This window comes from Kitasatospora sp. NPDC052896, assembly GCF_044547075.1.
Taxonomy (GTDB): Bacteria; Actinomycetota; Actinomycetes; order Streptomycetales; family Streptomycetaceae; genus Kitasatospora.
In genome coordinates this window covers 781739-804530 of sequence record NZ_JBITZU010000001.1, presented here as the reverse complement: position 1 = coordinate 804530, position 22792 = coordinate 781739, and the positions used below count along the sequence as shown (strand labels likewise).

Below are 22792 nucleotides of genomic sequence, written 5' to 3'. Positions count from 1 at the left end.
CAGGCCCCGGGCCCTCGGGCCGCCCGGGTCCTCAGGCCACCCCGCGGCCGAAGGTGCGCCGGTAGGCCGTGGGCGAGGTGCGCATGGTGCGGCCGAAGTGGTGTCGGAAGGTGGCGGCGCTCTCGAAGCCGACCGCGGCGGCGATCTCCTCGACCGTGCCGTCCAACGACTCCAACAGCGGCAGGCTGGCCGCGATGCGCTGGGTGACGACCCAGCGCATCGGGCTGGTCCCGTTCCGCGCGGTGAAGTGCCGCAGGTAGGAGCGGTCGGACATGCGCGCGGCACGGGCCAGCAGCGAGATGGTCAGCGGTGCGGAGAGGTGGTCCAGCGCCCACTGCATGCTGCGGGCGATCCCGTCGTCCTCCTCCTCGACCGGCTTGACTGCGGCCTCGATGAACTGGGCCTGCCCGCCGTCCCGGTGCGGCGGCACGACGAACCGGCGGGCCACCGTGTTGGCGACCCGGGCGCCGTGGTCGCGCCGGATCAGGTGCAGGCAGAGGTCGATGCCGGCCGCGCTGCCCGCACTGGTCAGCAGGTCGCCGCCGTCCACGTACAGCACGTCCGGGTTGACCCGGACCAGCGGGTGCCGCTGCTGGAGGAGTTGTGCGTAACGCCAGTGCGTGGTGGCCTCCCGGCCGTCCAACAGGCCGGCGGCGGCCAGCGCGAAGGCGCCGGAGCAGATCGAGACGATCCGGGCGCCGCGCTCGTGCGCCGTGCGGAGCGCCGCGACCAGGCCCGGGGAGACCTCGCCGCCGAACGGGTTCGGCACCCCGGCCACGATCACCGTGTCGGCGGCGGCGAGTTCGTCCAGACCGTGCTGGGCGACCAGCGAAAGGCCACCCAGGGCGGCCAGTTGGGCACCGGGTCGGTCGGCGCAGACCTTGAGGCCGTACCAGGGGGTGGCCAGCAGTCCGGCCAGTTCGGGCCGGGCCAGCGCGAACACCTCTACCACCACGCCGAGTTCGAACGGCGCCATGCCGTCGAAGGCGTACACCGCGACGGTGTGCACCGGCTCGGGGCGGCGTCCGATCGTCACCGGGACGGGCTGTGGGCTGCGCGGTTCGGCCATCGGTCCCCCTGAGGCACTTGGCGGGATGTTGGCGAGTGTAGTCGTTCCCGCCACTGTCCCGGCCGGGCGGCCGGGCCGGATGATCAGGGCATGGCCGGAGCGTGCCGGCAACCGCCCTCCAGGAGAACGAAGATGACCACCGTCAGCGCCAACTCGCCCGTTACCGCGATCCCTTCGCTCGCCCCCGAGCGCGCCTTCGCCTTCTTCGCCGAGCGGCTCGGCTGTCAGGCCGACCCGGCCGACGTCTGGTACGCGCTGCGCGACGGACGGCGGGACTTCACGCTGCTCGACGTCCGCGCGGAGGGCGCCCACCGCCGCACCCACCTGCCGGGCGCGCTCAGCCTGCCGCTCGCCGGGCTCACCGCCGCGAAGGTGGCCGAACTCCCGCCCGGCCTGCTGGTGGTGTACTGCTGGGGGCCGGCCTGCAACGGCTCGACCAAGGCCGCGATGCGGCTCGCCGCGCTCGGCCGGGAGGTCAAGGAGATGATCGGCGGCCTGGAGTACTGGATCCGCGAGGGCTGGCCGACCGAGGGCCGCCGCCCGGTCGACCCGAGGGCCGCCACCCCGGCCGACCTCGGCCTGGTCTGCTGAAGCCCGCTCCGCCGAGGCCCGGTGCGTTGCGGATTGGCCTACTGGGGCCATCAACGGCGCTGCCGCCCACGGGAGTTCACCCGTGGGCAGCAGCGGTCGCGAACTCAGGCGGTCAGGCCGGCCATCCAGGCCTCGACCTCCTCGGCGCGGCGCGGCAGCGCGGCCGAGAGGTTCTCGTTGCCGTCGGCGGTGACCAGGATGTCGTCCTCGATCCGCACCCCGATGCCGCGGTACTCCTCGGGCACCGTGAGGTCGTCCTGCTGGAAGTACAGTCCGGGCTCGACGGTGAGGCACATCCCGGGCTCCAGCAGCGCGTCCACGTAGTCCTCGCGGCGGGCCTGCGCGCAGTCGTGCACGTCGAGGCCGAGCATGTGACCGGTGCCGTGCAGGGTCCAGCGGCGCTGCAGACCGAGCTCCAGCACCTTCTCCACGTCGTACACCGCCGGGTCCAACAGGCCCCAGGCCAGCAGGTGTTCGGCCAGCACGCGCTGCGCGGCGTCGTGGAAGTCGCGGAACCGCGCACCCGGCTTGACCGCCGCGATGCCCGCCTCCTGCGCCTCGTACACCGCGTCGTAGATCCTGCGCTGCAGCGGGCTGAAGCCGCCGTTGATCGGCAGCGTGCGGGTGACGTCCGCGGTGTAGAGCGTGTGCGTCTCCACTCCGGCGTCCAGCAGCAGGAGTTCGCCCGGGCGGACGTCGCCGTCGTTGCGCACCCAGTGCAGCGTGGTGGCGTGCGGGCCGGCGGCGCAGATCGAGCCGTAGCCGATGTCGTTGCCCTCGACCCGGGCGCGGCGCCAGAAGGTGCCCTCGATCCAGCGCTCCGAGGTGGCCACGGCTTGGCCCAGCTCGCGCACCACGTCGGTGAACCCGTTCACCGTGGAGGAGCAGGCGGCGCGCAGCTGGCCGATCTCCCAGTCGTCCTTGACCAGCCGCAGGCCGCTCAGGAAGGTCTTCAGCTGCTCGTCCCGCTCGGCGCTGGTGAACGCCTCGACGGCGGCCTCCAGACCGGCGTCGTAACCGCGCACGATCCGGGTCGGCACCGCCGGGTCGGCGGCGGCCAGCTCCTCGGCGGCCTTGCGGACGTCCCGGGCCGCCAGCCCGAGCAGCTGCTCGGCCTCGGCCAGGCTGTTGCGCCGGCCGACCCACAGCTCGCCGTGGCCGTCCAGCCAGAACTCGCCGTTCTCCCGGTTGGAGCGCGGCAGCAGGTAGATCGTCTCGGTGTGGCCGCCGTCACGCGGCTCCAGCACCAGCACGGCGTCCTCGCTCTGGTCGCCGGTGAGGTGCACGTACTCGCTGGCCGCGCGGAAGGAGTACTCGGTGTCGTTGGAGCGGGTGCGCAGGTTGCCCGCCGGCACGATGATCCGCTCGCCGGGGAACGCGGCGCTCAGCGCGGCCCGCCGCCGGGCGGCGTACGGGGCCTGCTCGACGGGCCGCAGGTCGCGCAGCTCGGTGTCGGCCCAGCCGGACTTCATCGAGGCGGCGAGCTCGTCGGACACCTCGGAGTAGAGCCCGTTCTTGCGGCCCTTGATGGGCTGCTCCTCCTGGCCCTCCTCGATGCCGGCCCCCTCGGGGTTGTCGGCCGCTGCCGGGGTACGGTCCTCGGTCACGTACGTCGCCTCCTTGCGAGTCTCGCCGCCCCGGACGCATCGGATCGCGACGCGGTTGGGCGGCCGTCGGTCCCATGGTACGGGCGCCCGATCAACCGTTCGGAGACTACCGAAACCCGCCGTCCGCTACTCGAAGCGGACGGCGAGCAGGACCAGGTCGTCGGTCGCGTGGCCGGCCGGCCCGTCACCGGCGTCCAGGCAGCTGGTCAGCAGGTGGGCGCAGAGCCGGTCGGGGTCGCCGCGCAGCTCGCGCGGGGCGTCCGCGGCGGTCTTGCGCAGCCGGGCCTGCCCGGCGTGCAGGGTCGGGCCGCAGCGTCGGGCCAGGCCCTCGGTGTAGAGCAGCAGCAGGTCGCCGCGGTCGGCGGTCAGCTCGACGCCCGGTGCCTCCCAGCAGCTCAGCATGCCGAGCGGCGCGGAGAGCGAGGTCTCCACGAAGCCGGCGCCGTAGCGGGTGACCAGCACCGGCGGGCAGTGCCCGGCCCCGGCCAGGGTGACCCGCCGCTCGGTGGGTTCCACCCAGGCGTAGACCGCGGTCGCGGTGCGGGCCGGCTCGGTGGTCTTCAGCAGCAGCTCCAGGTCACCGAGCACCGAGACCGGGTCCTCGCCCTCCAGCACCGCGTAGGCCCGCAGCGCCGCCCGGACCCGGCCCATCGCGGTGGCCGCGCCCGGGGCCGAGCCGGGACCGGCGCCCGGGCCGTCCCCGGAGACGCTGCCGACGGTCAGCCCGATCGTGCCGTCCGGCAGCGCGATCGCGTCGTACCAGTCGCTGCCGGCCGAGAGGTCGAGACCGGCGGGCACCCAGCGGGCGGCCAGCCGCACCCCGGCGACCTCGGGCAGCCGGTCCGGCAGCAGGCCACGGCGCAGCGCGTCGCTGGCCCGCCGGCGGCGCTCCGCGAGCAGCCGGCCGGCCAGCAGCGGGGCGGCGAACGAGCAGTACCTGCGGGCGAGTTCCTGCTGCTCGGCGGTGGGCTCGGCGGGGCCGTCGAAGAACCAGACGGCGGCGCCGAGCGGGCCGTCCTCGGCGGTCGCCAGCGGCAGCGCGTAGCAGGCACCGAGGCCGAGGGCGGCCGCCACCTCGCGGAACCGCGGACCGAGGGCCGGCTCGGCGGCCAGGTCCGGGTGGAGCAGCTGGCGCGGGCGGCCGAACGGGCGCAGCAGTCCGGCGAACGGCCCGTCCTCCATCGGCACGGTCTCCAGCGTGCCGAGCGCCGCCTGGTCCAGGCCCAGCCCGACCATCGGCCCGTAGCCGGCCCGGTCCGGCCCGTCGAGGTCGTCCGAGCCGTCCGGGCCGCCGTACGGGCCGCGGCCCGCGCCACCCGCGCCGCCGTCGGTGCGCTCCCGGGCGACCGGCACCAGCAGCGCCCGCCGGGCGCCCAGCAGGTCGGCGCCGGACTCCAGCAGCGCGGTCAGCGTGCCGGCCAGGTCGCGGGCCTGGGCGAGTCGCTCGGTGTGCCGGCACAGCCAGTCGAGCGCGGCCAGCCGGTCCGCGGGCCGGTAGGCGGTGGCGGGCTGCGGCGGCTCCAGCAGGGTGGCCAGCCCGCCCGGCCCGGCTGGCGCGGGCTCGGCGCCGCCCTCGGCCTCGGCGGGGTCGCCCGGCCCGGGGCCAGTGCTGCGGTCGGCGGCGGACGGAAGGTTGTCACTCATGCCGCAACTCCCAGCACTGGTACGTGTCGCCCGGCACCCGGGACCCGGGTACGGGGTCCTGCCAAACCGCTCATAGTGCCCCACTTCTACACAGGACGGTCGGGACATGTCCAGGATCGGCCCCCTGCCGGATGGCTGGTTCTGCGTCGGCCCGGTGCGGCCCGTCCGGGAGTGGAGCACCCGGCCAGCGGGCAGAAGCCAACCAGAGCAGAAGCCAACGGAGTGGTGCCGGCAACAGAGCGGCGCCGGCCAACGGAGCAGCGCCGAACAGGCCGCCGGACCCTGCCCGGATCCTAGGGGTCCCCCCGCCGGCGACCTCGCTGACCAGAAGTCACTCACTCGTACGGTGGAACCGGTGGACGCCGGAGCGCGTCCATCCGGTCGCATGAGGGATTCTCGTTCCACGGTCGTGCCCAAGGCCTGCCCGGTGCGCGGCCGACGTGGTACCCCCGGGCCCGGTCGGCGCCCGAGCGGTCGCTCTGAGCAGGCCTGCGGCTCCCCGGCCGTGTCAGGTCAGGTCTCGATGGTCTCGATGGTCTTGATCCACCCGGTCGCGGAGAGGAACGATCGTGATGCGTGAGAAGCCCGGAAAGCACCGCAGGACCCGGCAGGCGCTGCTGCAGGCGGCGCTGACCTGTGCCGAGCGGTGGCGCTGGCCGGTGGTGCCGGGAGCGGTGGTGGTGGAGCGGGCGGCGGCCGGCGCGCCGCCGGAGGTCTCCTGCTCCTGCGGCAACCCGCTGTGCGCCGTGCCCGGCGCGCACCCGGCCGACCAGCCGTTGTTGGCGGCCACCACCGAGGCGCGGATGGTGCGTTGGTGGTGGGAGCAGCACAGCCCGCAGGCGCCGGTGCTGGTGCCGACCGGGCGGGTGGTGTCGGCGGTGAGCCTGCCGGCCGCGGCCGGGGCGCGGCTGCTGGCGTACTTCGACGCGCTGCGGGTGCCGACCGGCCCGGTGCTGGCCACCCCGACCCGGTACGCGCTGCTGGTGGCACCGTTCTCCTACCCCGAGCTGGCCGAGCTGCTGGCGGCCCAGGAGCCCACGCTGCGGCCGGGCGGTGCGCCGGGCGAGGTGCCGACCTCGGTGCGCTACCACGGGCCGGACGGCTATCTGGTGCTGCCGCCCTCGCGGATCGGGACGGGCGGCGCGGCGGCGGTGCGCTGGGTGCGGCGACCGGTGGCGCGGCCGGAGGGGGGCGTTCGGCTGCCGCGGGTGGCGAGCCTGCTGGAGGCGCTGGTGGCGGCCGGAACGGCGGCGCCGGACGACAGCCGGCTGGCCTACTGAGGGGGTGTCCGGCGGCCTTGTCGGGCGGCTCGACGGGCGACCCGGCCCCGGAAATGGAAGATCCGGCCGCTGGCGACGGGGGATGCACCAGCGACCGGACTGTTTAGACAGTAACAAGGATTGGCGCTGTAGCCAATTTCCCTGCACGGCCCGACGCCCCGGAACCCGGGTTATCGGGCCGGAATGTGATCGGAGTCATACTGCGGCCGGTCAAACGATCTTGCCGGCCCAGTACCGTTCAGTTCAGGGTGACCTGACGGTTCACCAGATTCGCCCGGGCCCGCCGCTCGTCGCCGGAGAGCTCCGTGCGCACCGCCAGGGCGCCGGCCAGCCGCTCGGCGAAGGCCGCCGCGGGCTTCTCGCAGTCGGCGGCCGACATCTGCGTCGGCAGGTCCCAGACCGGCACGGTCAGCCCGTGCGCGCGGAACGAGCCGACCAGCTTGGTGCCCTCGCCGAGCGAGGCCTCGCCGGCCGCCGAGAGCCGGGCCAGCGCGTCCAGCAGTTGCTCCTCCGGCACGGTCATCACCCAGCGCAGGTGGTTCTTGTCCGGGGTGCCGCACCAGTAGGCCGAGTCCACGCCGGTCAGCTTCTCGGTGGGGATCGCCGAGGCGTTGGCACGCTCCAGCGAGGCGGCCACCTCGCCGGTGGCGGACTCCGCGTCCTCCAGCCAGAACTCGAAGCCGGTGTGCACGGCCGGCGTGAACTCGGCCTTCGGGTCGAGGAGTTCCTGCAGTCGACGGCCGGGCGCGGCCCGCCGGGTCGGCACCGGGCTGCCGGGCTCGGTGACCAGCGCCTGCTCCAGGGCGTCCGCCAGGTCACGGCTCAGGTCGCCGGAGGAGGACTGGGTCTGCAGGCCGAGCAGGATCGAGCCGTCCGGGCGGCGCAGCGCCGGCCAGGCGAGCGGGAGCACGGTCGCCAGCGTGACCGACGGCACCTCGCCCTCGGCGCTCTCCAGCACGCCGGCGGCCAGGGTCAGCTCGACCGTGGCCGCCGGCACCAGCTCACGCAGCGCCACCCAGTCGGCCTCGCCCGGCAGTCCCTCGAACGGACGGTGCACCAGCTCCTGGACGGCGTGCGCCGCCTCCCGGCCGTGGCAGGCCTTGTAGCGGCGGCCGGAGCCGCAGGGGCAGGCCTCGCGGGCCCCGACCACCGGGACGCTGCCGGCGGACGCGCCGGGACGGCTGGGCTGGGACGACTTCTTGGCGGCCTTCTTGGCCATGGTGCGGCTCTCCCGGGAACGGTGGTGTCTTTTGTCTCCCGGGCAGCCTACTGAGGTTTCCCCCGCCCGCCGTGCCCTCGAGGACTCCCCGCGGCCCCCGTGTTCCACCACGGTCCGTCAGGCCGACCGGGCGTGCTCGGTGTACGCGGACAGCGCGGCCCAGACCGTCACCTCGCCCGGCGCGTCCCGCACCCCCCAGTCGGCGGCCAGCCGGCCGACGATGCTCAGCCCCCGGCCGCCCTTCGCGGTGAGCGAGGGCCGGGCCGGCTGCGGCCGGGTGGCCGCGCCGCCGTCGGTGACCTCCAGGGTCAGCCGCCCGTCCGGGTGCACCTGCCAGCGCACCAGGACCCCGCCCTGGTCCTCCGGCGCGCTGGGGGCGCGGTGGGCCGAGTGGGCGCCCCGGGCGTCCGCTGCCCGCCGTGCCGCACGCCGGACCGCGTGCCGGGCCCCGACCGGCGCGCCGACCAGCAGCGCGTCCAGTTCGGCCGCCTCCGCCGCCTGCGCCGCGGCGTCCGTCTCGTTCGGTTCGGATTCCGCGGAGTTCCGCAAATCATCCGACCGCTCCAGGAATTCCTCCCCGACCCCCCCGTCGAGATCCAGCAACGGAGCAAGCGGCCGCGCATAGCGGCAGGAATTGCTGAGCAGTTCGGAAAGGATCAGAACCGCGTCATCGATGACGGTGTCGGGCACCTCCCGGTCGCCCAGATCCCGCCTCAGGCGGCGCCGTGCGGCCCCGACACTGGCCGGACCGTGCGGCACCGCCATGGTCGATGAAGTCGGCACTTCGCGCGCCACCATCAACGCCACCCCCGGACCTCCTTCAGCGTTTGCCGAGGGATGGATGCCCCGGGGGAATGGGCCGGAAACAGACGGCACCGATCGTGGCCGGTCAATTGTCGAGTTACCTCGAGGGCGGCGACACGCTGTGCGCAAGTGGTGATTAACTGATTACGCTGCGTCGATCAGGGGAGCGGGATTGCGCACGCCGGGTCCGCCGCGCCACCCCCGCCCGCGCCCCGCGTACGCCAATTCGCGGCACGGGAGCCCTGCCGGAGCGGCTCGGCGGCGGGCTCCGCCGAACGACTCAGCGGCCGAGCTGGGCCAGCACCTCGCGCGGCCGGTTGGTGATGATCGCCTCCACCCCGAGGTCCAGGCAGAGCTCGACGTCCTTCGGCTCGTCCACCGTCCACACGTGCACCCGGTGGCCGGCCGCTCGCAGCCGGGGCACCAGGTCGGGCTGCCGGCGGACCAGCTCGATGCCCGGTCCGGCGATCGCGGCACCCGCCGGCAGGCCCGCGCCGGGCCACAGCCGCAGCGGCAGGGTGTGCTCGAAGAGGAAGACCCGCGGGTAGTCGGGGGCCGCGGCCCTGACCCGGCCCAGCGCGGTCGCCGAGAAGCTCATGATCCGGGCGTGCGGGCGCTCGTCGTCGCTCGGCGCGGCCGCGATCCCGTACCGGTCCAGGGCGCTCAGCAGCTTGGCCTCGACCCGGCCGGCGAAGCGCACCGGGTGCTTGGTCTCGATCGCCAGATCCACCCGGCGCCCGCAGTCGGCGACCAGCTCCAGCAGGCTCTCCAGCCGCAGCAGCGGCTGCCGGGCCGGGCCGCCCGCGGCGTCCGCCTTCCACGAGCCGAAGTCGTACGCGGACAGCTGGGCCAGGGTCTGCCCGGAGACCGTGCCGCGGCCGTTCGAGACCCGGGTGACGGTCCGGTCGTGAACGCAGACCAGGTGGCCGTCGGCGGTCACCCGGACGTCGCACTCGACCGCGTCCGCGCCCTCCGTCAGGGCCCGCTGGTACGCCGCCAGGGTGTGCTCGGGCAGGGCGGCGGAGGAACCCCGGTGGGCCACCACCTGGACCGCGGAGGGGGTGCGGGAGGGGTCGGTGCGGGAGAGGTCGGGAGTTGTCACGGCCCCAACACTAGGACGTCCGGGTGGATCGAATGCAACGGCCGTGCGAACCACGGGCGCCGGCGGGCCCTACCGCGCGGCGGGGCGGACCAGCAGGTTGAGCAGCCAGGTGGCCAGGCCGGCGACCAGGAAGGAGAAGAGCGAGGCCGAGGACCACTGCTGCGGGGTGAAGTGGGTCAGCGACTGGAGGTCCGTCCAGATCCCGGTCCACCAGCCGGCGATCGCGGTGGGCGCCAGGAACTGGTAGACCGCGAAGCCGAGCGCCCACGGCAGCAGCATCAGCGGCCGGGCCGGGGAGTCCTGCGAGAGGTCCCAGCCGCGCCGGCCGTGGCCCAGGAAGAAGTCCACCGCCAGCACCGCGAGCAACGGCACGAAGACCGAGCCGATCAGGCCGAGGAAGTTGTAGTACGAGTCGGTGAACTGCTTGATCTGCAGCGCCAGCACGGTCACCAGCACGCCGATCCCGCCGGTCAGCAGCCGCCGGTCCACCCGGGGGAAGAGGTTGTGCACCGACATCGCGGTCGAGTAGACGTTCGCGAAGGACTGGTCCGCCTCGCGCAGCACCAGCACCAGCAGGAACGCCCAGCCGGCCGCCACCCCGGTGAAGGAGTCCAGCAGGTTGTCGGCGTTGCCGTGCGACTGCAGCAGTGCGATCAGGCCGAGCAGGTAGCACCAGACCTGGGCCACCGTGTAGCCGGAGAAGGTGCCCCAGAACGAGGCGCGCGGGGTGCGCGAGTGCCGGGTGTAGTCGGCGGCCAGCGGGACGAAGGAGACCGAGACGGCGATGATCGCGTCCGTCGCCTTCAGGAAACCGTGCCAGTTTCCCGCGCCCGGATCCGGGAAACCCTTGCGGCCGAGCTGGACGGTGAAGTAGACCATCGCCACGCCGACCGCGATCGCCACGTACTTGCGCAGCGCCGCGATCGAGCCCAGCGGCCAGATCGTCAGCACCGTGGTGAGCACCCCGGCGAGCAGCACGAAGAGCCAGCGCCAGCCCTGGGTGCCGGAGACCGTCTGGGCGCCCCAGGCGATCACGGTCAGCTCGTACACGCCCCAGCCGACGCACTGCAGGACGTTCAGCACGGTCGGCAGGTACGACAGCCGGGTGCCGAACAGCCCGCGCAGCACGGCCATCGCGGGCGCCCCGGTCCGGGCGCCGATGAGCGCGGCGACCGCGAGCATCGCGGTGCCGATCACCGTGCCGGCCACGATCGCGGTGGTCGCGGCGGCGAACGACAGCTCGCTGCCCGGCTGGCCGAGCACGGTCGCGGCGCTGGTGAAGCCGATCAGGCTGATGCCCAGGTTCGCCCAGAGCGCGAACTGGTCGCGGAAGCCCAGGGTGCGCGGCGGCGCGGTGTCCAGCACCAACGGGGCCTCGGCACGGGCCGGCCCGTCGCCGTCGGGGCGATCCAGCGTCGCCGTGCCCGAGGACGGGGGTGGCGTCGAGGACGGGGAAGGCGTCGCAGCCGTCATGGCAGACTCCCTACGCCGGCATTACCCGGACAGGTTCCGGCGGTCAGCGCTCCCTCGCCCGCACCGGCTCACTCGCCATGGCGTACGGTCGACCAGCGCACTCTCAGCCTGGTGGGTCCAAGCTCCCGCGTGTCAGATGTGGCAGTCAGGGTAGCCCGGCGTGTGGATTACGCCAAAGCGGGGAGGCGCGCCGTCCCGGATCGCGGAACTTCTGTCGGGGGAGCCCGGCCGGGCGCTGGTGCTGTCGGGTTGACCTAAGGATTCTTAACAGTTCTTCAGGCAGCTCCTTACGGCAACCAGATCGGGCATAGGAAAAACTATGGGCCAAGGTCCTGTCAGCTATGGAGGTCGTCCGTGAGCACCGAGCACGAGAGTGGCTCCACCGGGCCGCAGGGGGAGCAGCTCTCCAGCGGTACCGGTGAGCCGGGGGGCACGCCGTCGGTAGGTGAGTCGCAGCCGACCCTCGCGTTCGCCAAGCTGAGCGGCGAGGAGCCCACACCGGCGCCCGCCGCGCCCGCCGCCCCTGTTGCCCCCGCTCCTGCCGCCCCCGCCGACGCCGAGCCGACCACGGAGCTGCCGGCCGCCGCGCCCGCCCCGGCTCCGGCTCCCGCGCCGAAGTACCTGGACGCTCCGCCGCCGGTGCTGCCCGCCCCGCCGGCCGCTCCGCCGGCCCCCACCCTTGCCGAACCGCCGGCCAACCCGTACGCCGCGCCGACGCCGCCGGTCGCCCCCGGTGCGCCGGCCGGTGCCGCCGCGCACGCCGAGCACCACCCGTTCGGCGCCGGTCACCCGGTCGGCGGCTGGGGCGCCGGCCCGGGCGAGCCCGGCGCGCCGGGCGGCCCCGGCTACCCCGGTGGCTACCCGGGCGACTACGGCACCCCCGGCCAGCCGCCGAAGAAGCGCGGCGGGCTGATCGCCCTGGTCGCCGCCGTCGCGCTGGTCGCGGGCGTGCTGGGCGGCGTGGTCGGCGCCGCGGTCAACGGCGACTCGTCCGGCCCGTTCAGCTCCGGCAGCAGCCACAGCAGCACCACGACCACCGTCAGCGACAACACCAAGGCGCTCAACCGGGCCCCCGACTCGATCGCCGGGATCGCCGCCAAGGCGCTGCCCAGCACCGTCACCATCAAGGCCGACGGCAGCCAGGAGTCCGGCACCGGCACCGGGTTCGTCTTCGACACCCAGGGCCACATCATCACCAACAACCACGTGGTGGCCCCGGCCCAGGGCGGCGGCAAGCTGACCGTCAAGTTCTCCGACGGCTCCGAGTACTCCGCCTCGGTGGTCGGCCAGGCCAAGGGCTACGACATCGCGGTGATCAAGCTGGACAACCCGCCGGCCGGCAAGCTCGTCCCGCTCCCGCTGGGCGACTCCGACCAGGTCGCGGTCGGCGACGCCGCGATCGCCATCGGCGCGCCGTACGACCTGGAGTCCACCGTCACCTCCGGCATCATCAGCGCCAAGAACCGCCCGGTCGCCTCCGGCGACGAGAGCGGCGTGCAGACCTCGTACATGAACGCGCTGCAGACCGACGCCTCGATCAACCCGGGCAACTCCGGCGGCCCGCTGCTCAACGCGAGCGGCCAGGTGATCGGCATCAACTCGGCGATCCAGTCGAACTCCAACGGCTCCGGCCAGGCCGGCAGCATCGGCCTGGGCTTCGCGATCCCGATCAACCAGGCCAAGCGGGTGGCCCAGATGCTGATCCAGACCGGCACCCCCGTCTACCCCGTCCTCGGCGTGCTGCGCAACGACCAGTACAACGGCGACGGCGCCCAGATCTCGCCCACCGCCATCCAGGGCACCCCGGCGGTCACCCCCGGCGGCCCGGCCGACAAGGCCGGCCTCAAGCCCGGCGACGTGATCACCAAGCTCGGCGGGGTGCTGATCGACAACGGTCCGGCCCTGGTCAGCGAGATCTGGACGCACGCCCCGGGCGACCAGGTCCCGGTCCAGTACACCCGCAACGGCCAGACCATGACCACCACGGTCACCCTCGGCAGCCGCACCGGAGACCAGAACTGACCCCACCCCCCAAACTGGTGCCCCACACCCCCTCCGACCCGTTAGGCTGACCTCCGCCTGGAGAGCTGCCCGAGCGGCCTAAGGGAACAGTCTTGAAAACTGTCGTGCGGTGACCCCGTACCGTGGGTTCGAATCCCACGCTCTCCGCTGGTGGGGAAAGCCCAGATCAGGGCGGGTATCGGCTACATGCCGATACCCGCCCTTTTCGATTCCGTCCCACGCTGTCCCACCTGAATGCCGTGGTGACCCAGTACGTGTGGAACACCCGTGGAACGGATCGAGGGTCTACACGGGCGGTTCCTCGCCGTCCAGGAATCGCTCAATCAGAGTGTTCGCGCGCTCCTGGCGACCGTTGATGATCTTCGCGTAGAACCGGAGGAGGACGGCGACGCTGTGTCCGGCTCGGCGGGCCACCTCGGTCTGGTCGACCCCAGCGGCCAGCCAGCCGGACACGGCGGTGTGCCTGCACGAGTACGGCACGCTGGCGAGCGCGGTGGTCACCTCCTCCGGCGCCAGCGCGAGCTTGCGGGCCTCCTTCCACACGGCTGCGGTTTCCTTGGTCAGCAGCCGGCCGCCCTCGGTCGCACGGAACAGCCGGCCATCCGGTGCGGTCCCGAACTCAGCGACGTGTTCGCGCAACAGCTGAACCAGTACCGGAGGGATCGGAACCTCCCTGGTGGCCTTCCGCGCCCGGCGCTTCAAACTCCGCTCCTCGTGCGACTGCCCGTCGTCGGTCCACCGAGAACCGACCCGGGGAGAGCTGCTGCCGAGGACCAGCTGACCCCACCCGGTCTCCGGCAGGGCGCAGTCAGCGAGGCGGAGGTTCGTCCCCTCGGCCGGGCGCGTCGCGGCGTACAGGATGCACCCGTAGAACGCTTTCAGGTGCCGGCCCCGGTCCGAGACCTTCGCGGCGGCTTCCAGCAATGCCTGGCCCTGTTGCGGGCTCGGCACCCACCGGAAGTCGATTTCGTCGTCAGTCTCCGGTGGCGTCCAGTCGATGAATTGCAGCGGGTTACCGGGCAGGCGGCGGCGCTCCACCGCGTACCGCAGCGCGTTGTTGAACACCATCCGCTTGCGGTTGATGGTGTTCTCAGCCGCGACCTTGCCGTTCAGCAGCCGGGCGATGGCGTCCAGGGCGATACGGACGGTTTCGGAGTCCTCCAGCCGGCCCAGTTCGATGGATTTCGTGGTGATCCAGGCGAGCGCGGTGGTGATCTCCTCAGGCGGTTCCGGCTGGTGCTCCGAGAAGTTGAACGCCCAGCAGGAGAGCGCACGGCGGAGTACCCGCCGATCCGGCTGCCCCCGGCGATCGGTCACCAGCACCTCGGTGATCGTGGCGAGTGCATCGGCACGTGTGGCGCGGTTCTTCGCCGATGACCTCGGCCACTTTGCCTCGGCGTACTGCTTGGCGTGGGCGAACCACGTCACCTGGTTGAGCTTCCGCAGCTCGGAAGCGGGCAAGCCGGTGTCCACGTCGAACGGCTCGCCTTTGCGCTGAGCCGTCATCAGCTCGGACCGCCGGCCGTCCGCGAGCGCGTTCGTGGCGAACGTCTTGGAATGCGGCTTCTGGCCTACTCGCCAGCGGAGCTGATGGGGCTTCCGCCCGCGGCCGAGGTCGCGCAGGCCGTAGATCTGTACTTCGAAGGTGAGCAATCGGGCTCCAGAAATGGAGGGAGCCCCGGTGTTGGCCGGGGCTCCGAGAGGGGATGTGGCGAGGTCAGGCGACGGGGTCCAGCTCCTGCGCGGCCCACCAGTCGTCGAGGGCGCTCCGGCGGATCCGGATCTGGTTGTTGGGGAGCTTCATGATCTTCGGTCCCTTGCCCCGGGCGACCATGCGGTAGAAGGCGGAGCGGGACATGTCGATCTCTTCGAGGACGGCGCCAAGCTTGAGCTTCGGGTCCTGCGTGGGCATGGTGCTTGCTCCTCCCGGGTCAGCAGGTGGGGTGTTTGCGGGCGCCGACGGCGGCGAGCACAGCGCTCAGCGGGGTGTGGCAGACCGTGCAGAGGGGGTGCGGTCCGGAGATTGGCTGCAAAACAGCGTCCGCAGCGTCCGCAGCGTCCGCATGGGGGTTGCGGTGCTGGTCAGGGGTGGTGTGGGGTGCGGACGCTGTGGCGGGCTCAGCGTCCGCATTAGCGTCCGCAGCGTCCGCAATCGGGGGGTGCGGACGCTGTGGGGGGTCGTTGCGGACGCTGTCGGGTGGGTCAGCGTCCGCAAGAGTGGGCTGGTCAGCGGTGGTTGCGGACGCTGCGGACGCTGCGGACGCTGAAATCCCGCTGTCTCTGATGACGGTGAGGGTGATGAGCTTGGTCCGCTTGCGGTCGGTGGCGCGGCGGGTGTCGTCGTACCCGATCCCGACCGACCGCAGGATCGGGGCGATCCGTTTCAGGTGGCCGCTGACCCGGGTTGCGTCCTTGGGCCACTTCGGGTGGAACCCGTCCGGTGGGGGCACGAGTTCGAGCAGCCGCGTGGCGCTGCCGGTCCAGGTCGCCTGTTGCTCGGCGAACGCGGCCACGGCCGAGCCGAACGGGTCTCCGTCCAGGGCGTCCGCGTTCACGTCCGCCGCACCGACCGTGTACGAGTGCAGGGTGTTCCAGCCCTGGATCTTGTCTACGGCGGCCAGTACACGGGCGAAGTCCGCCATGCGCGGCATCCGGTCCAGTCGGAGCCCGGGCAGGACCTTCAGGACCTTGGCGAGTAGGTCCAGCAGGGCACCGATGATCGCCGGGCGAGCTTTGCGGAACGCGGTGTCTAGTTCCTCCTCGCTGCGGCGGTTCTCTTCGTCGATGAGCTGCAGGTCGAGCAGGAGCATGCGTTCGGCGAGGTCTCCGGCGAGTGCTCCGGCGTCGATGGTGGTCATGGCCAGCACTCGTCGGAAGGTGAGCACGACGACGTCGTCGTCGGTGTACAGGGCTCGGTCCACGATGCCGTCGCCGGTCACGGCCTTGCACAGGGTGTCGGACAGCCAGGGCTGGATGTTGGAGACGTTGTCCAGGCACAGGGCCCAGGAGTTGAAGGCCTGGGTGGCCCACGCCTTCACATCCCGCGGCTGGGAGCGCTTCGTCGCCGGGGAGGGGTCAACCAGGTTGACCACCATCTGTGCGGCGTTGGACTTGCCGGTGCCCTGCTCGCCCTTGAACGTCACGACCGGGTGGGGGATGTGCGGGATCCACGCCGCGACCAGCCAGGCAACGAGCTGGTGGAACGCGTCGTCGTCCATGTTCAGCAGCCCGTGCAGCAGCGACAGGCCGTCGTCACTGCGGACGGGTTCGGGCATGGGGGACATGGCCCCGGAGCGGCGGAACAGCACTGGGGAGGCGGCCTGGACCTGCCAGCCCTCGGAGGTGACGACCACACACCGCCCGTCGGCGGTGCCCAGGTCCAGCACCACGCGCCCGGGGCCGCCGGCCACCCGCAGGTGGACCGGCACCGGGTCAACAGCGCTGGCGATGCCCTCCAGCACGGTCATGGCGTCCGCCAACGCGGACTGAGAAGGCACCTGCCCGTCGTTGACGTCGGTGAACAGGCGCGCCAGCTGGGAGCGCAGCCCCGCCTTGCCCCGCAGGGGCAGCACGACCGCGGGGCCGCCGATCCGCACACCGTAGGGGCGCCCGTCCTCGGACATCACCAGGTCGTAGCGGGACCGAGCGAGAGCAACCAACTGGGACGCCTGCGAGGGCCCCTTGCCCTCCGGGGCGCTCAACGGGTGCGTCCGGCGTTGCGGCGAGCACTGGCGATCGTGGCCACGGCGCCCCGCTCCGGGTGCCCCTTGGCCACAGCCGCATCCAACAGGACCTGTTCCACCCGGCAGGGGTCGATGCCCGCGGCGAACGCCTTGCACGCGGCCCAGAACAGACGGTTGTTCAACTCCCCCTCCCCAGCGTCCAGAACGACCCCCTCAAGGGCCGCAAGCCGCCCCTGGCCGCTTGATCCCCGAACCGCCTGCACCCGGCGCTTCGGCTCGGCCGGAGGGGGCGCCAGCAACGCCAACAGTCCGACCGGGGCGGGGGCGATCCGCGCGGGGTCGGTGCCGAGCGCGAACGTGTAGCGGCCGGCCGAGCCGAGCGAGCCGGGGCCGACCAGGTAGCCGCCGGTACCGCGCACGTCGATCCCGGGGCCCAGCTTGGATGCGGAGTTGGCGACCCGGACCCCAGCGGGGGCGGTGAGCCACAGGTGGAGCCCACCGGACGGGGTGGCGACGGTAGCCGTGTCCGGGACGACGAAGCCGTGCTGCTCGGCCAGCGCCTGCAGGGCGGCCACGCCGTCCAGGCCGTTCTTGCGGTCCAGGTCCACGCCGATCAGGTGGTGCGGGGTCTGGCCGCAGGCGATGCCGTAGCCGGTGGCCCAGGGGGCGGCGGCGAACAGGGCACGGATGCGGTCGAGGTTGGTGGTGGCGTCGTGGACGCCGTGCCCGATCTGCCCGCAGTCGCCGGTGCAGCGCTGGTCGGGCTGGTCGCGGTGGGCGCCGGGGACGGCGGGGAGCTTGATCCGGGAGAGGGGGAAGGTGTGCAGGCCACGGCCGGCGGCGGCCAGGGCATGCGCACGGGCGGCCCGCCAGGTGGGCGCGGGCCCACGGTGCGGGGGCTGTGCGGTGGTGCGGGGAAGGGTCATGCTGGTGTCTCCTGTCTCCGATGTCGGTGCAGGGCAGTGGGAGCGGCCGGGGTCCGGGCTAGGGAGCCGGCCGCTCCCGCACGTGCTCGGGGGCTCAGCGCGCGGCGGGCCGGTTGCGGCGCCACCGGCGCGGGCTGGTGGTCAGGTCGGTGGCGGGAGTGTGGAGTTGCCAGCCGGAAAGGCCACGCTTGGCCGCGTACATCGCCGTGTCCGCAGCGCCGAGTGCGGCGCTCACGGTGGGTTCAGGCAGGTCGGCGAGCCGGACGGCGCCGATGGACGCGCCACGCGGGATCCGCTGCCCCTCCCAGGTGAGTGGCTGGTGGAGCGCGCTGGTCAGGGCGTCCAGGCGCTCGGCCAGCCGGTCCGGGGGCAGGGTGAGGATGGCGGCGAACTCGTCCCCGCCGATCCGGGCGACCACTCCAGCGCGGCCGGTCCAGCGCTCCAAGGTGTGGGCGGTGGCGAACAGGACGGCGTCCCCGGCGCGGTGACCGTGCTGGTCGTTGGCCTGCTTGAAGTGGTCCAGGTCGATGAACACCACCACGGCGTTCGGGCGGGTGGCGATCTGCTCGGCCTGGGTGAGGAAGCCCTCGCGGGTGTGCAGGCCGGTCAGGGGGTCGCGGCGGGCCCGGTTCAGGCGACGGCGGTAGACGGTGGTGTGGGCGGCCCATCCGGCGATGGGCAGGGCGGCGGCGAGCAGGGTGGTGCGGTGGTGCGCGGGCAGGGTGATCGGGTGCATGCTGGTGGTTCCTCGTCTCGGTCGATGCGAGCGGGGGAACCGGAGCGGCCAGGGTTCTTCGCGGGAGCCTGGTCGCTTCGGGCTATGCGGGGTGCTGTGGGGCGGTCAGTTGCCCTGGTAGTGGGCGATGTAGCCGGGGCACTGGCTGTCGGGGCAGTCGCAGCCGCCGCACTCGTTGCACATGTCTTCGCCGCACTCGGTGCAGTACTCGTGGCCGAGGCAGTATTCGCTGGCGCAGTCGTCGCAGTAGGGCACGGGCTTGCCTCCTGTGTTGGGTAGGCGGTCAGGCAGCGGCGGGTGTGGTGTGGGCGAGGAGTTCGACGGTTGCCTGGCGGCCGATGAGGTCGGTGTAGGCCGGCGGGATGGCCTGGCGGCCTTCCTTGTTGGTCATCCAGGTGCAGCCCATGGCGTCGGCGAAGGCCCGTTCGTCCTTGTGGGCGAAGGGCAGAAGCGCGCGGTGGTCGCATGGGGCGGTGAGCTGGGCGGCATGCCAGGACGTTTCGAACAGTCGGTGTCGGCGCACGCGCAGGCCGAACATGGAGCCGCACAGCAGGAAGTCGGCTCGCAGCGGGGCGCCGGGGACGTTCTCGATGACCCAGGGGCGGCCGGTGGTGGAGAGAAGGGTTCGGGTGGGTGCGATCAGGTTGGGGTGGCTGTCGGCGTTGCCGCGCCACCTGGTGACCCGCGCGTAGTACTGGCAGGGCGGGGAGGCGTGGACCAGGTCGAAGCGGTGGGCGTGCTCTTGGGCGTACTTCAGCGCGTCGCCTTGGACGAAGGTGAAGGGGTAGTTGGGCTGAGGCTGGATGTCCACGCCGGTGACGTCGAATCCGGCCAGGTGGTAGCCCATGCCGGCGCCGCCCGCGCAGCAGAACAGGTCGAGAACCCTCAACCCGTTCCAGGGCCGCGCAGGCAGGAGGCTGGTCGTGCGTGCGGTTGTCTCCACGCGGGTCCTCCCGGGGTCAGGCGGCACGACGGCGGGTGGTCAGGTCGGTGACGGTGGCCAGGCGCATGACCGGGGCAGGTGCCGGTTCGGGGGCGGGTTCGCGGTCGCCGGGCGGGGTACCGCCGCCGTCGGTGGCCTGGGTGGCGGCGCGTTCGGCGGCGGAGTCGGCCAGGACCTGGCAGACGGCGGCGGAGTCGGAACGGCTGCCGCGCCAGGTCCAGGCGATGGCTCCAGCGATGACCGTTTCGGGGCCGAACAGGACAGCGGCAGTGATCAGGTCGGGCGTGGTGCTCACGGGGTCCTACCTCCGGTGCGGGTGGCAAGGGAGAGAGCGTCCAGCAGGTCGGTGCCGAGCAGGCCGAGCCGGTGTTCGATGGCCTGCCAGGACTCGGCATCGATGTGCATGAGGGCGGCCAGGGCGGCGGCGGGTTGGCCGTCGGCGGCGGCGGTGAGGGCTTCGCGTAGGTGGACCGCGGCGAGCGGCCGGATCCCGGGTGGCGCGGGTGGGTTGGTCGTCATGGTGTCGGCTCCCTGCTGGGTCAGTGGCCGAGGGTGTGCACGAGGGAGGTCAGCAGCTGGTTGACGGGCCCGGCCAGGCCGGTGCCGGCGGTCTCGAAGCCGCACAGGAAGACGAGCAGGGCGGATCCGGCGCTGACGCGGTTGAACCAGAGCAGGGCGGCGGTGATCGCGCCGAAGAGGAGGGGCAGGGCGATGGTGACGGGCACGGGACGGGCTCCTTCCTGGGAGCGGAGTTCAGTGGGTGGCGTCGTCGCGCAGACGGCGGGCACCTTCGGTGGCGCGGTTGCCGTGGTGGTGGAGGCGGCGGCCGATCCGCAGGCGCAGCCCGGTGCCGTCGCAGCGCCGACAGGTCTTCGGGCGGCGGATCAGGCGGCCGGTGCGGGGCTGGTGGCCGAGGCCGCTGCACTTGCGGCAGCGGCCGAACGGGCTGATCGCACACAGCAGGCCGTAACCCAACGTGACGACGAGCGGGCAGGCGAAAGCGAGGGTGGGGAGGGTCACGAGGGGGCTCCTGACACGGTTCCGTGGGCTTTTGCGAGGTCAGGCGCTATCCGCTAGCCACCTGATCAAGTGGGGTTCTGGCCGCTAGCAGGGCCGCTAACGTTAGCGGGGTGTGCCACTAGCGCTAGCGGCCCCGGGATGGGTCAGGCGGGCCGCTTGTCGTCACGCTTGGTGATTGCTTCCTGGATGTCCTTGCGCTCGAAGCCGCGGCGGTTGACGACCTTGCCGTCCACGCGGCGCCCGACCTGGACCACGCCGACGCCGTACGGCTTGAGCGCGGAGGAGAGCTGTTCGGCTTCCCATCCGCTGTACCGCTCCTCATTGAGTGCGGCGAGGGCAGCGACCAGCGTTTCGGACCACACCTTGGCCTCGGCCGGGGGCCAGATCGAGATCAGGTCGTCCAGGATGCTGCTCATGCTGTTCTCCCGCTCCGGGGCCTGACCGGCGGCGGTGCCACTCAGGGTGCCGGCCGCGATGCGGGCCGCGCGGGCACGGTCGCAGATCCGGTCGGCGGCCGGGTTGTCGAGCAGGTAGGTGCGGACCACCTGCGGTTCGTCGCCCGCGCCGACCAGATAGCCAATGCCCTTGTCGGGCTTGGTGAACGTGGTCGCGCGCAGGCCGTTCTTGTAGGCGCTGGTGCCAAGGATCATGTCGTTCTCGGTCTGGCCCATGACGCGCAGGCAGAACCGGGTGCCGACGTTGGCACTGATCGCGGTGGGCAGGGACTCGCGGTCCGGGCGCTGGGTGGCCAGCAGCAGGATCACCCCAAGCGCCCGGCCGCGCTTGATGATGGCCGTGCACAGCTCCCCGGCTTCCTTGCCGAACTCGGCGTGGGAGAAGAGTTCCTGGCACTCGTCGATGCCCATCACGAGCGGGTGCAGCCCTAGTTCGCGGCGTACGGCGAGGGCGGCGGTGACCTTGTTCTCGGGGCACTCGTGCTTGGGCAGGGAGCTGATGACCTTGGCGCGGCGTTCAAGCTCCTTGTGGACGTAGCGAATCGACTCCAGCGCGGCCTTGATGGTCCGGTCGTCCGGGCCGGACCCGTAGTCCGCGGTCACCTTCTCCAGCGGGGACAGGTCGCCGGTGCCCTTCAGCTCCCACACCAGCAGCTCGGCCGTCACGTCCAGGGCAGCGGCCAACAGCAGCGGGCGCAGGCTGAAGGTCTTCCCCATGCCCGGCATGGCCCCGATCAGCACGTTGTCGTACATCAGCGAGATGTCCACCGGCCGGCCGCGCTGGTCGGTGCCGAACGGCACGGGCTTGAACAGCGAGAACTGACCGCCCTTGACCAGCGGCCCGGACACCGGCGGGGTCTGCGACATGTCCTGATCGCCGACCCACAGCACCAGCCGTCCGGCGTGCTCGCTGTGTGCGGGCTCCGGCCACACACAACCCATCGGCCTGCGCAGACCCGAGGCCAGGCGGTCCCGGCGTTCCATGATGTCCACCGCCGTCACCCCGTACGGCAGGTCGATGTCCGCGCGCCACCCCGGGCCGTCCCGGGTGATCGGAGCGGGGAACGTGATCCCGCTTCCCCCCTTGGCCATCGCCTTGTTGATCTCGGCGATACCCATCGCACCGAGCGCACGCACCACAATGTCCGAGGTCAAGCGCTGCACCTTCGTCGCGACCACCGCGCGGTCGATCAACGGCGCATCCGCCTGCCCACCGGCCGTGCCCAGCGCCATGGCGAGTGCGGTGAGCACGGCGAGTTGGGTCCATCCGGGGGTGGCGACCAGCAGCACCGCCACGAACGCGATGCCCAACGCGGAGGCGAGGAACAGCAGCGCGCCCCGGGCCCGCACCCGCGCATCCCGCCGACGGGACAGAACCAGGTACTGCGCCACGTCTTCCCGGCGGACGGCGGCGGCCCGCACCGGACGCCCCTCGGCGTCCGTCACCCACCGGCACACCCCGCCCGCCAGACGAGCCGTGCCACGCGGCGCCCGGACAGCCAGCCGGGCGCCGTACAGCGGGGAACGAACGGCGTGGTAGCCGATCGTGTGGGCGACGTGCTCCCCCAACCACCGGGCACCAGTGACCAGTTCGGCCTTCGACTTGGCCCAGGCGGGGATGATCGGGCGGCGGCGGGCCGCGCGCATCGTCACCCACCGGTCCGCCAGTACATCGCCCTTCGGCGCCGGGGCATCCACGTAGACGGACGGGCCGCCGTCGGGGTCGTCGCCCGGGGCGGGGGCGGTGTCCGGGCGGCGCTCGGTCCGGGCCTTGTCCAGGTCCACCACCGCCGCCCCACCGGTCGGGCCGTCCGGCTCGGCGTCGGCGGGAACGTCGGCGGCCATGTCCGCCTCCAAGCGGGCGAACAGGTCCTCGTTCGGTTCGTGCTCTTCGTGGTTCACTGAGACTCTCCTCGCAGAAATGTGCAGGTAGAGCCCGGGGCGGCCGGTCGATGCTTGGCGGCCTTGGACGGCCGTCCCGGGGTGGAGCGGGCGCCGTCGTTCAGTTGCGGCTGACCCGGGAGCCCTCGACCTTGCCGCCGGGCTCCTGGGCCAGGGCGGCGGCCTCGGCGGCGGCGCGGATCTCCGTGGCGGGGATGCCGGCCGGGCCGGGACCGTGGATGGGGTAGTAGGTGACCAGGTCACCGGCGGTGGTACGGACGTGGATTTCGGCGGTGTAGTACTGGGTGTCGGTCATCGTGGCTCTCCTGAGGTCGGG

At 72.7% G+C, this 22792-nt stretch carries 23 protein-coding genes, 1 tRNA gene and 1 riboswitch; of the genes, 4 read left to right on the top strand and 20 right to left on the bottom strand.

Annotated elements, in window-relative coordinates; all coding sequences use genetic code 11:
* Nucleotides 1-31: 31 nt before the first annotated feature.
* Complete coding sequence (locus tag ACIGXM_RS03815) at nucleotides 32-1069, bottom strand: helix-turn-helix domain-containing protein (RefSeq protein WP_396556457.1); 1038 nt, start codon at nucleotides 1067-1069, stop codon at nucleotides 32-34.
* Between the two features lie 132 nt (nucleotides 1070-1201).
* On the opposite strand from ACIGXM_RS03815, the gene ACIGXM_RS03810 reads away from it, so the two are divergent.
* Nucleotides 1202-1660, top strand: a complete 459-nt coding sequence (locus ACIGXM_RS03810; protein ID WP_396556455.1) for a rhodanese-like domain-containing protein — start codon at nucleotides 1202-1204, stop codon at nucleotides 1658-1660.
* A gap of 104 nt (nucleotides 1661-1764) precedes the next feature.
* On the opposite strand, the gene ACIGXM_RS03805 is transcribed toward ACIGXM_RS03810, so the two are convergent.
* Both ACIGXM_RS03805 and ACIGXM_RS03800 read right to left on the bottom strand, forming a co-directional pair.
* On the bottom strand, nucleotides 1765-3267 hold the full coding sequence (locus ACIGXM_RS03805) for an aminopeptidase P family protein (RefSeq protein WP_396556453.1): 1503 nt from the start codon (nucleotides 3265-3267) through the stop codon (nucleotides 1765-1767).
* 126 nt (nucleotides 3268-3393) lie between these two features.
* Nucleotides 3394-4911, bottom strand: coding sequence for a PP2C family protein-serine/threonine phosphatase (locus ACIGXM_RS03800; protein ID WP_396556451.1), 1518 nt, complete (start codon nucleotides 4909-4911; stop codon nucleotides 3394-3396).
* Between the two features lie 572 nt (nucleotides 4912-5483).
* Here ACIGXM_RS03800 and ACIGXM_RS03795 point away from each other — a divergent pair.
* Nucleotides 5484-6191 carry a bifunctional DNA primase/polymerase gene (locus ACIGXM_RS03795; RefSeq protein ID WP_396556449.1) on the top strand — a complete coding sequence of 236 codons (708 nt, stop codon included), beginning with the start codon at nucleotides 5484-5486 and terminating at the stop codon, nucleotides 6189-6191.
* Nucleotides 6192-6429: 238 nt separating this feature from the next.
* Here ACIGXM_RS03795 and ACIGXM_RS03790 read toward each other — a convergent pair whose 3' ends face one another.
* From ACIGXM_RS03790 to ACIGXM_RS03775, 4 genes are all read right to left on the bottom strand, one after another.
* Complete coding sequence (locus tag ACIGXM_RS03790; RefSeq protein ID WP_396556447.1) at nucleotides 6430-7410, bottom strand: DUF5926 family protein; 981 nt, start codon at nucleotides 7408-7410, stop codon at nucleotides 6430-6432.
* 117 nt (nucleotides 7411-7527) lie between these two features.
* Nucleotides 7528-8217, bottom strand: coding sequence for an ATP-binding protein (locus ACIGXM_RS03785; protein ID WP_396556445.1), 690 nt, complete (start codon nucleotides 8215-8217; stop codon nucleotides 7528-7530).
* Nucleotides 8218-8494: 277 nt separating this feature from the next.
* Nucleotides 8495-9316, bottom strand: coding sequence for a glycerophosphodiester phosphodiesterase family protein (locus ACIGXM_RS03780; protein WP_396556443.1), 822 nt, complete (start codon nucleotides 9314-9316; stop codon nucleotides 8495-8497).
* 69 nt (nucleotides 9317-9385) lie between these two features.
* On the bottom strand, nucleotides 9386-10789 hold the full coding sequence (locus ACIGXM_RS03775; protein WP_396556441.1) for a purine-cytosine permease family protein: 1404 nt from the start codon (nucleotides 10787-10789) through the stop codon (nucleotides 9386-9388).
* A riboswitch (TPP riboswitch) is annotated at nucleotides 10780-10928 on the bottom strand. It overlaps the preceding gene by 10 nt.
* Before the next feature lie 215 nt (nucleotides 10929-11143).
* Here ACIGXM_RS03775 and ACIGXM_RS03770 point away from each other — a divergent pair.
* Both ACIGXM_RS03770 and ACIGXM_RS03765 read left to right on the top strand, forming a co-directional pair.
* Nucleotides 11144-12811, top strand: coding sequence for a S1C family serine protease (locus ACIGXM_RS03770; protein WP_396556439.1), 1668 nt, complete (start codon nucleotides 11144-11146; stop codon nucleotides 12809-12811).
* Nucleotides 12812-12870: 59 nt separating this feature from the next.
* A tRNA-Ser gene (locus ACIGXM_RS03765) sits at nucleotides 12871-12958 on the top strand.
* Between the two features lie 138 nt (nucleotides 12959-13096).
* Here the strand turns inward: ACIGXM_RS03765 and ACIGXM_RS03760 are convergent.
* From ACIGXM_RS03760 to ACIGXM_RS03700, 13 genes are all read right to left on the bottom strand, one after another.
* Nucleotides 13097-14464, bottom strand: coding sequence for a tyrosine-type recombinase/integrase (locus ACIGXM_RS03760; protein ID WP_396556437.1), 1368 nt, complete (start codon nucleotides 14462-14464; stop codon nucleotides 13097-13099).
* 64 nt (nucleotides 14465-14528) lie between these two features.
* On the bottom strand, nucleotides 14529-14723 hold the full coding sequence (locus ACIGXM_RS03755; protein ID WP_396556435.1) for a helix-turn-helix transcriptional regulator: 195 nt from the start codon (nucleotides 14721-14723) through the stop codon (nucleotides 14529-14531).
* 19 nt (nucleotides 14724-14742) lie between these two features.
* Complete coding sequence (locus tag ACIGXM_RS03750; RefSeq protein ID WP_396556433.1) at nucleotides 14743-16470, bottom strand: ATP-binding protein; 1728 nt, start codon at nucleotides 16468-16470, stop codon at nucleotides 14743-14745.
* A gap of 38 nt (nucleotides 16471-16508) precedes the next feature.
* The gene (locus ACIGXM_RS03745; protein WP_396556431.1) at nucleotides 16509-17420 is read right to left on the bottom strand and encodes a bifunctional DNA primase/polymerase; all 912 of its coding nucleotides are present in this window, start codon (nucleotides 17418-17420) and stop codon (nucleotides 16509-16511) included.
* Nucleotides 17421-17514: 94 nt separating this feature from the next.
* Nucleotides 17515-18156 (bottom strand): GGDEF domain-containing protein, encoded by a 642-nt coding sequence (locus ACIGXM_RS03740; protein WP_396556429.1) that lies wholly within the window; start codon nucleotides 18154-18156, stop codon nucleotides 17515-17517.
* A gap of 105 nt (nucleotides 18157-18261) precedes the next feature.
* Nucleotides 18262-18411 carry a hypothetical protein gene (locus ACIGXM_RS03735; RefSeq protein ID WP_396556427.1) on the bottom strand — a complete coding sequence of 50 codons (150 nt, stop codon included), beginning with the start codon at nucleotides 18409-18411 and terminating at the stop codon, nucleotides 18262-18264.
* A 28-nt stretch (nucleotides 18412-18439) separates the two neighbouring features.
* A complete protein-coding gene (locus ACIGXM_RS03730) occupies nucleotides 18440-19099 on the bottom strand; it encodes a DNA cytosine methyltransferase (RefSeq protein WP_396556425.1) in 660 nt (219 codons plus the stop codon).
* A gap of 16 nt (nucleotides 19100-19115) precedes the next feature.
* Nucleotides 19116-19394 (bottom strand): hypothetical protein, encoded by a 279-nt coding sequence (locus ACIGXM_RS03725; protein ID WP_396556423.1) that lies wholly within the window; start codon nucleotides 19392-19394, stop codon nucleotides 19116-19118.
* Entirely contained in the window at nucleotides 19391-19618 is a 228-nt protein-coding gene (locus ACIGXM_RS03720) for a hypothetical protein (RefSeq protein WP_396556421.1), read from the bottom strand. Before ACIGXM_RS03720 ends, ACIGXM_RS03725 begins: the two co-directional genes overlap by 4 nt.
* A 20-nt stretch (nucleotides 19619-19638) precedes the next feature.
* A complete protein-coding gene (locus ACIGXM_RS03715; protein ID WP_396556419.1) occupies nucleotides 19639-19824 on the bottom strand; it encodes a hypothetical protein in 186 nt (61 codons plus the stop codon).
* A gap of 28 nt (nucleotides 19825-19852) precedes the next feature.
* Nucleotides 19853-20119 carry a hypothetical protein gene (locus tag ACIGXM_RS03710; protein ID WP_396556417.1) on the bottom strand — a complete coding sequence of 89 codons (267 nt, stop codon included), beginning with the start codon at nucleotides 20117-20119 and terminating at the stop codon, nucleotides 19853-19855.
* Between the two features lie 143 nt (nucleotides 20120-20262).
* Entirely contained in the window at nucleotides 20263-22476 is a 2214-nt protein-coding gene (locus ACIGXM_RS03705) for an FtsK/SpoIIIE domain-containing protein (RefSeq protein ID WP_396556415.1), read from the bottom strand.
* Between the two features lie 100 nt (nucleotides 22477-22576).
* Nucleotides 22577-22771 carry a hypothetical protein gene (locus ACIGXM_RS03700; RefSeq protein WP_396556413.1) on the bottom strand — a complete coding sequence of 65 codons (195 nt, stop codon included), beginning with the start codon at nucleotides 22769-22771 and terminating at the stop codon, nucleotides 22577-22579.
* Between the last annotated feature and the right edge of the window lie 21 nt (nucleotides 22772-22792).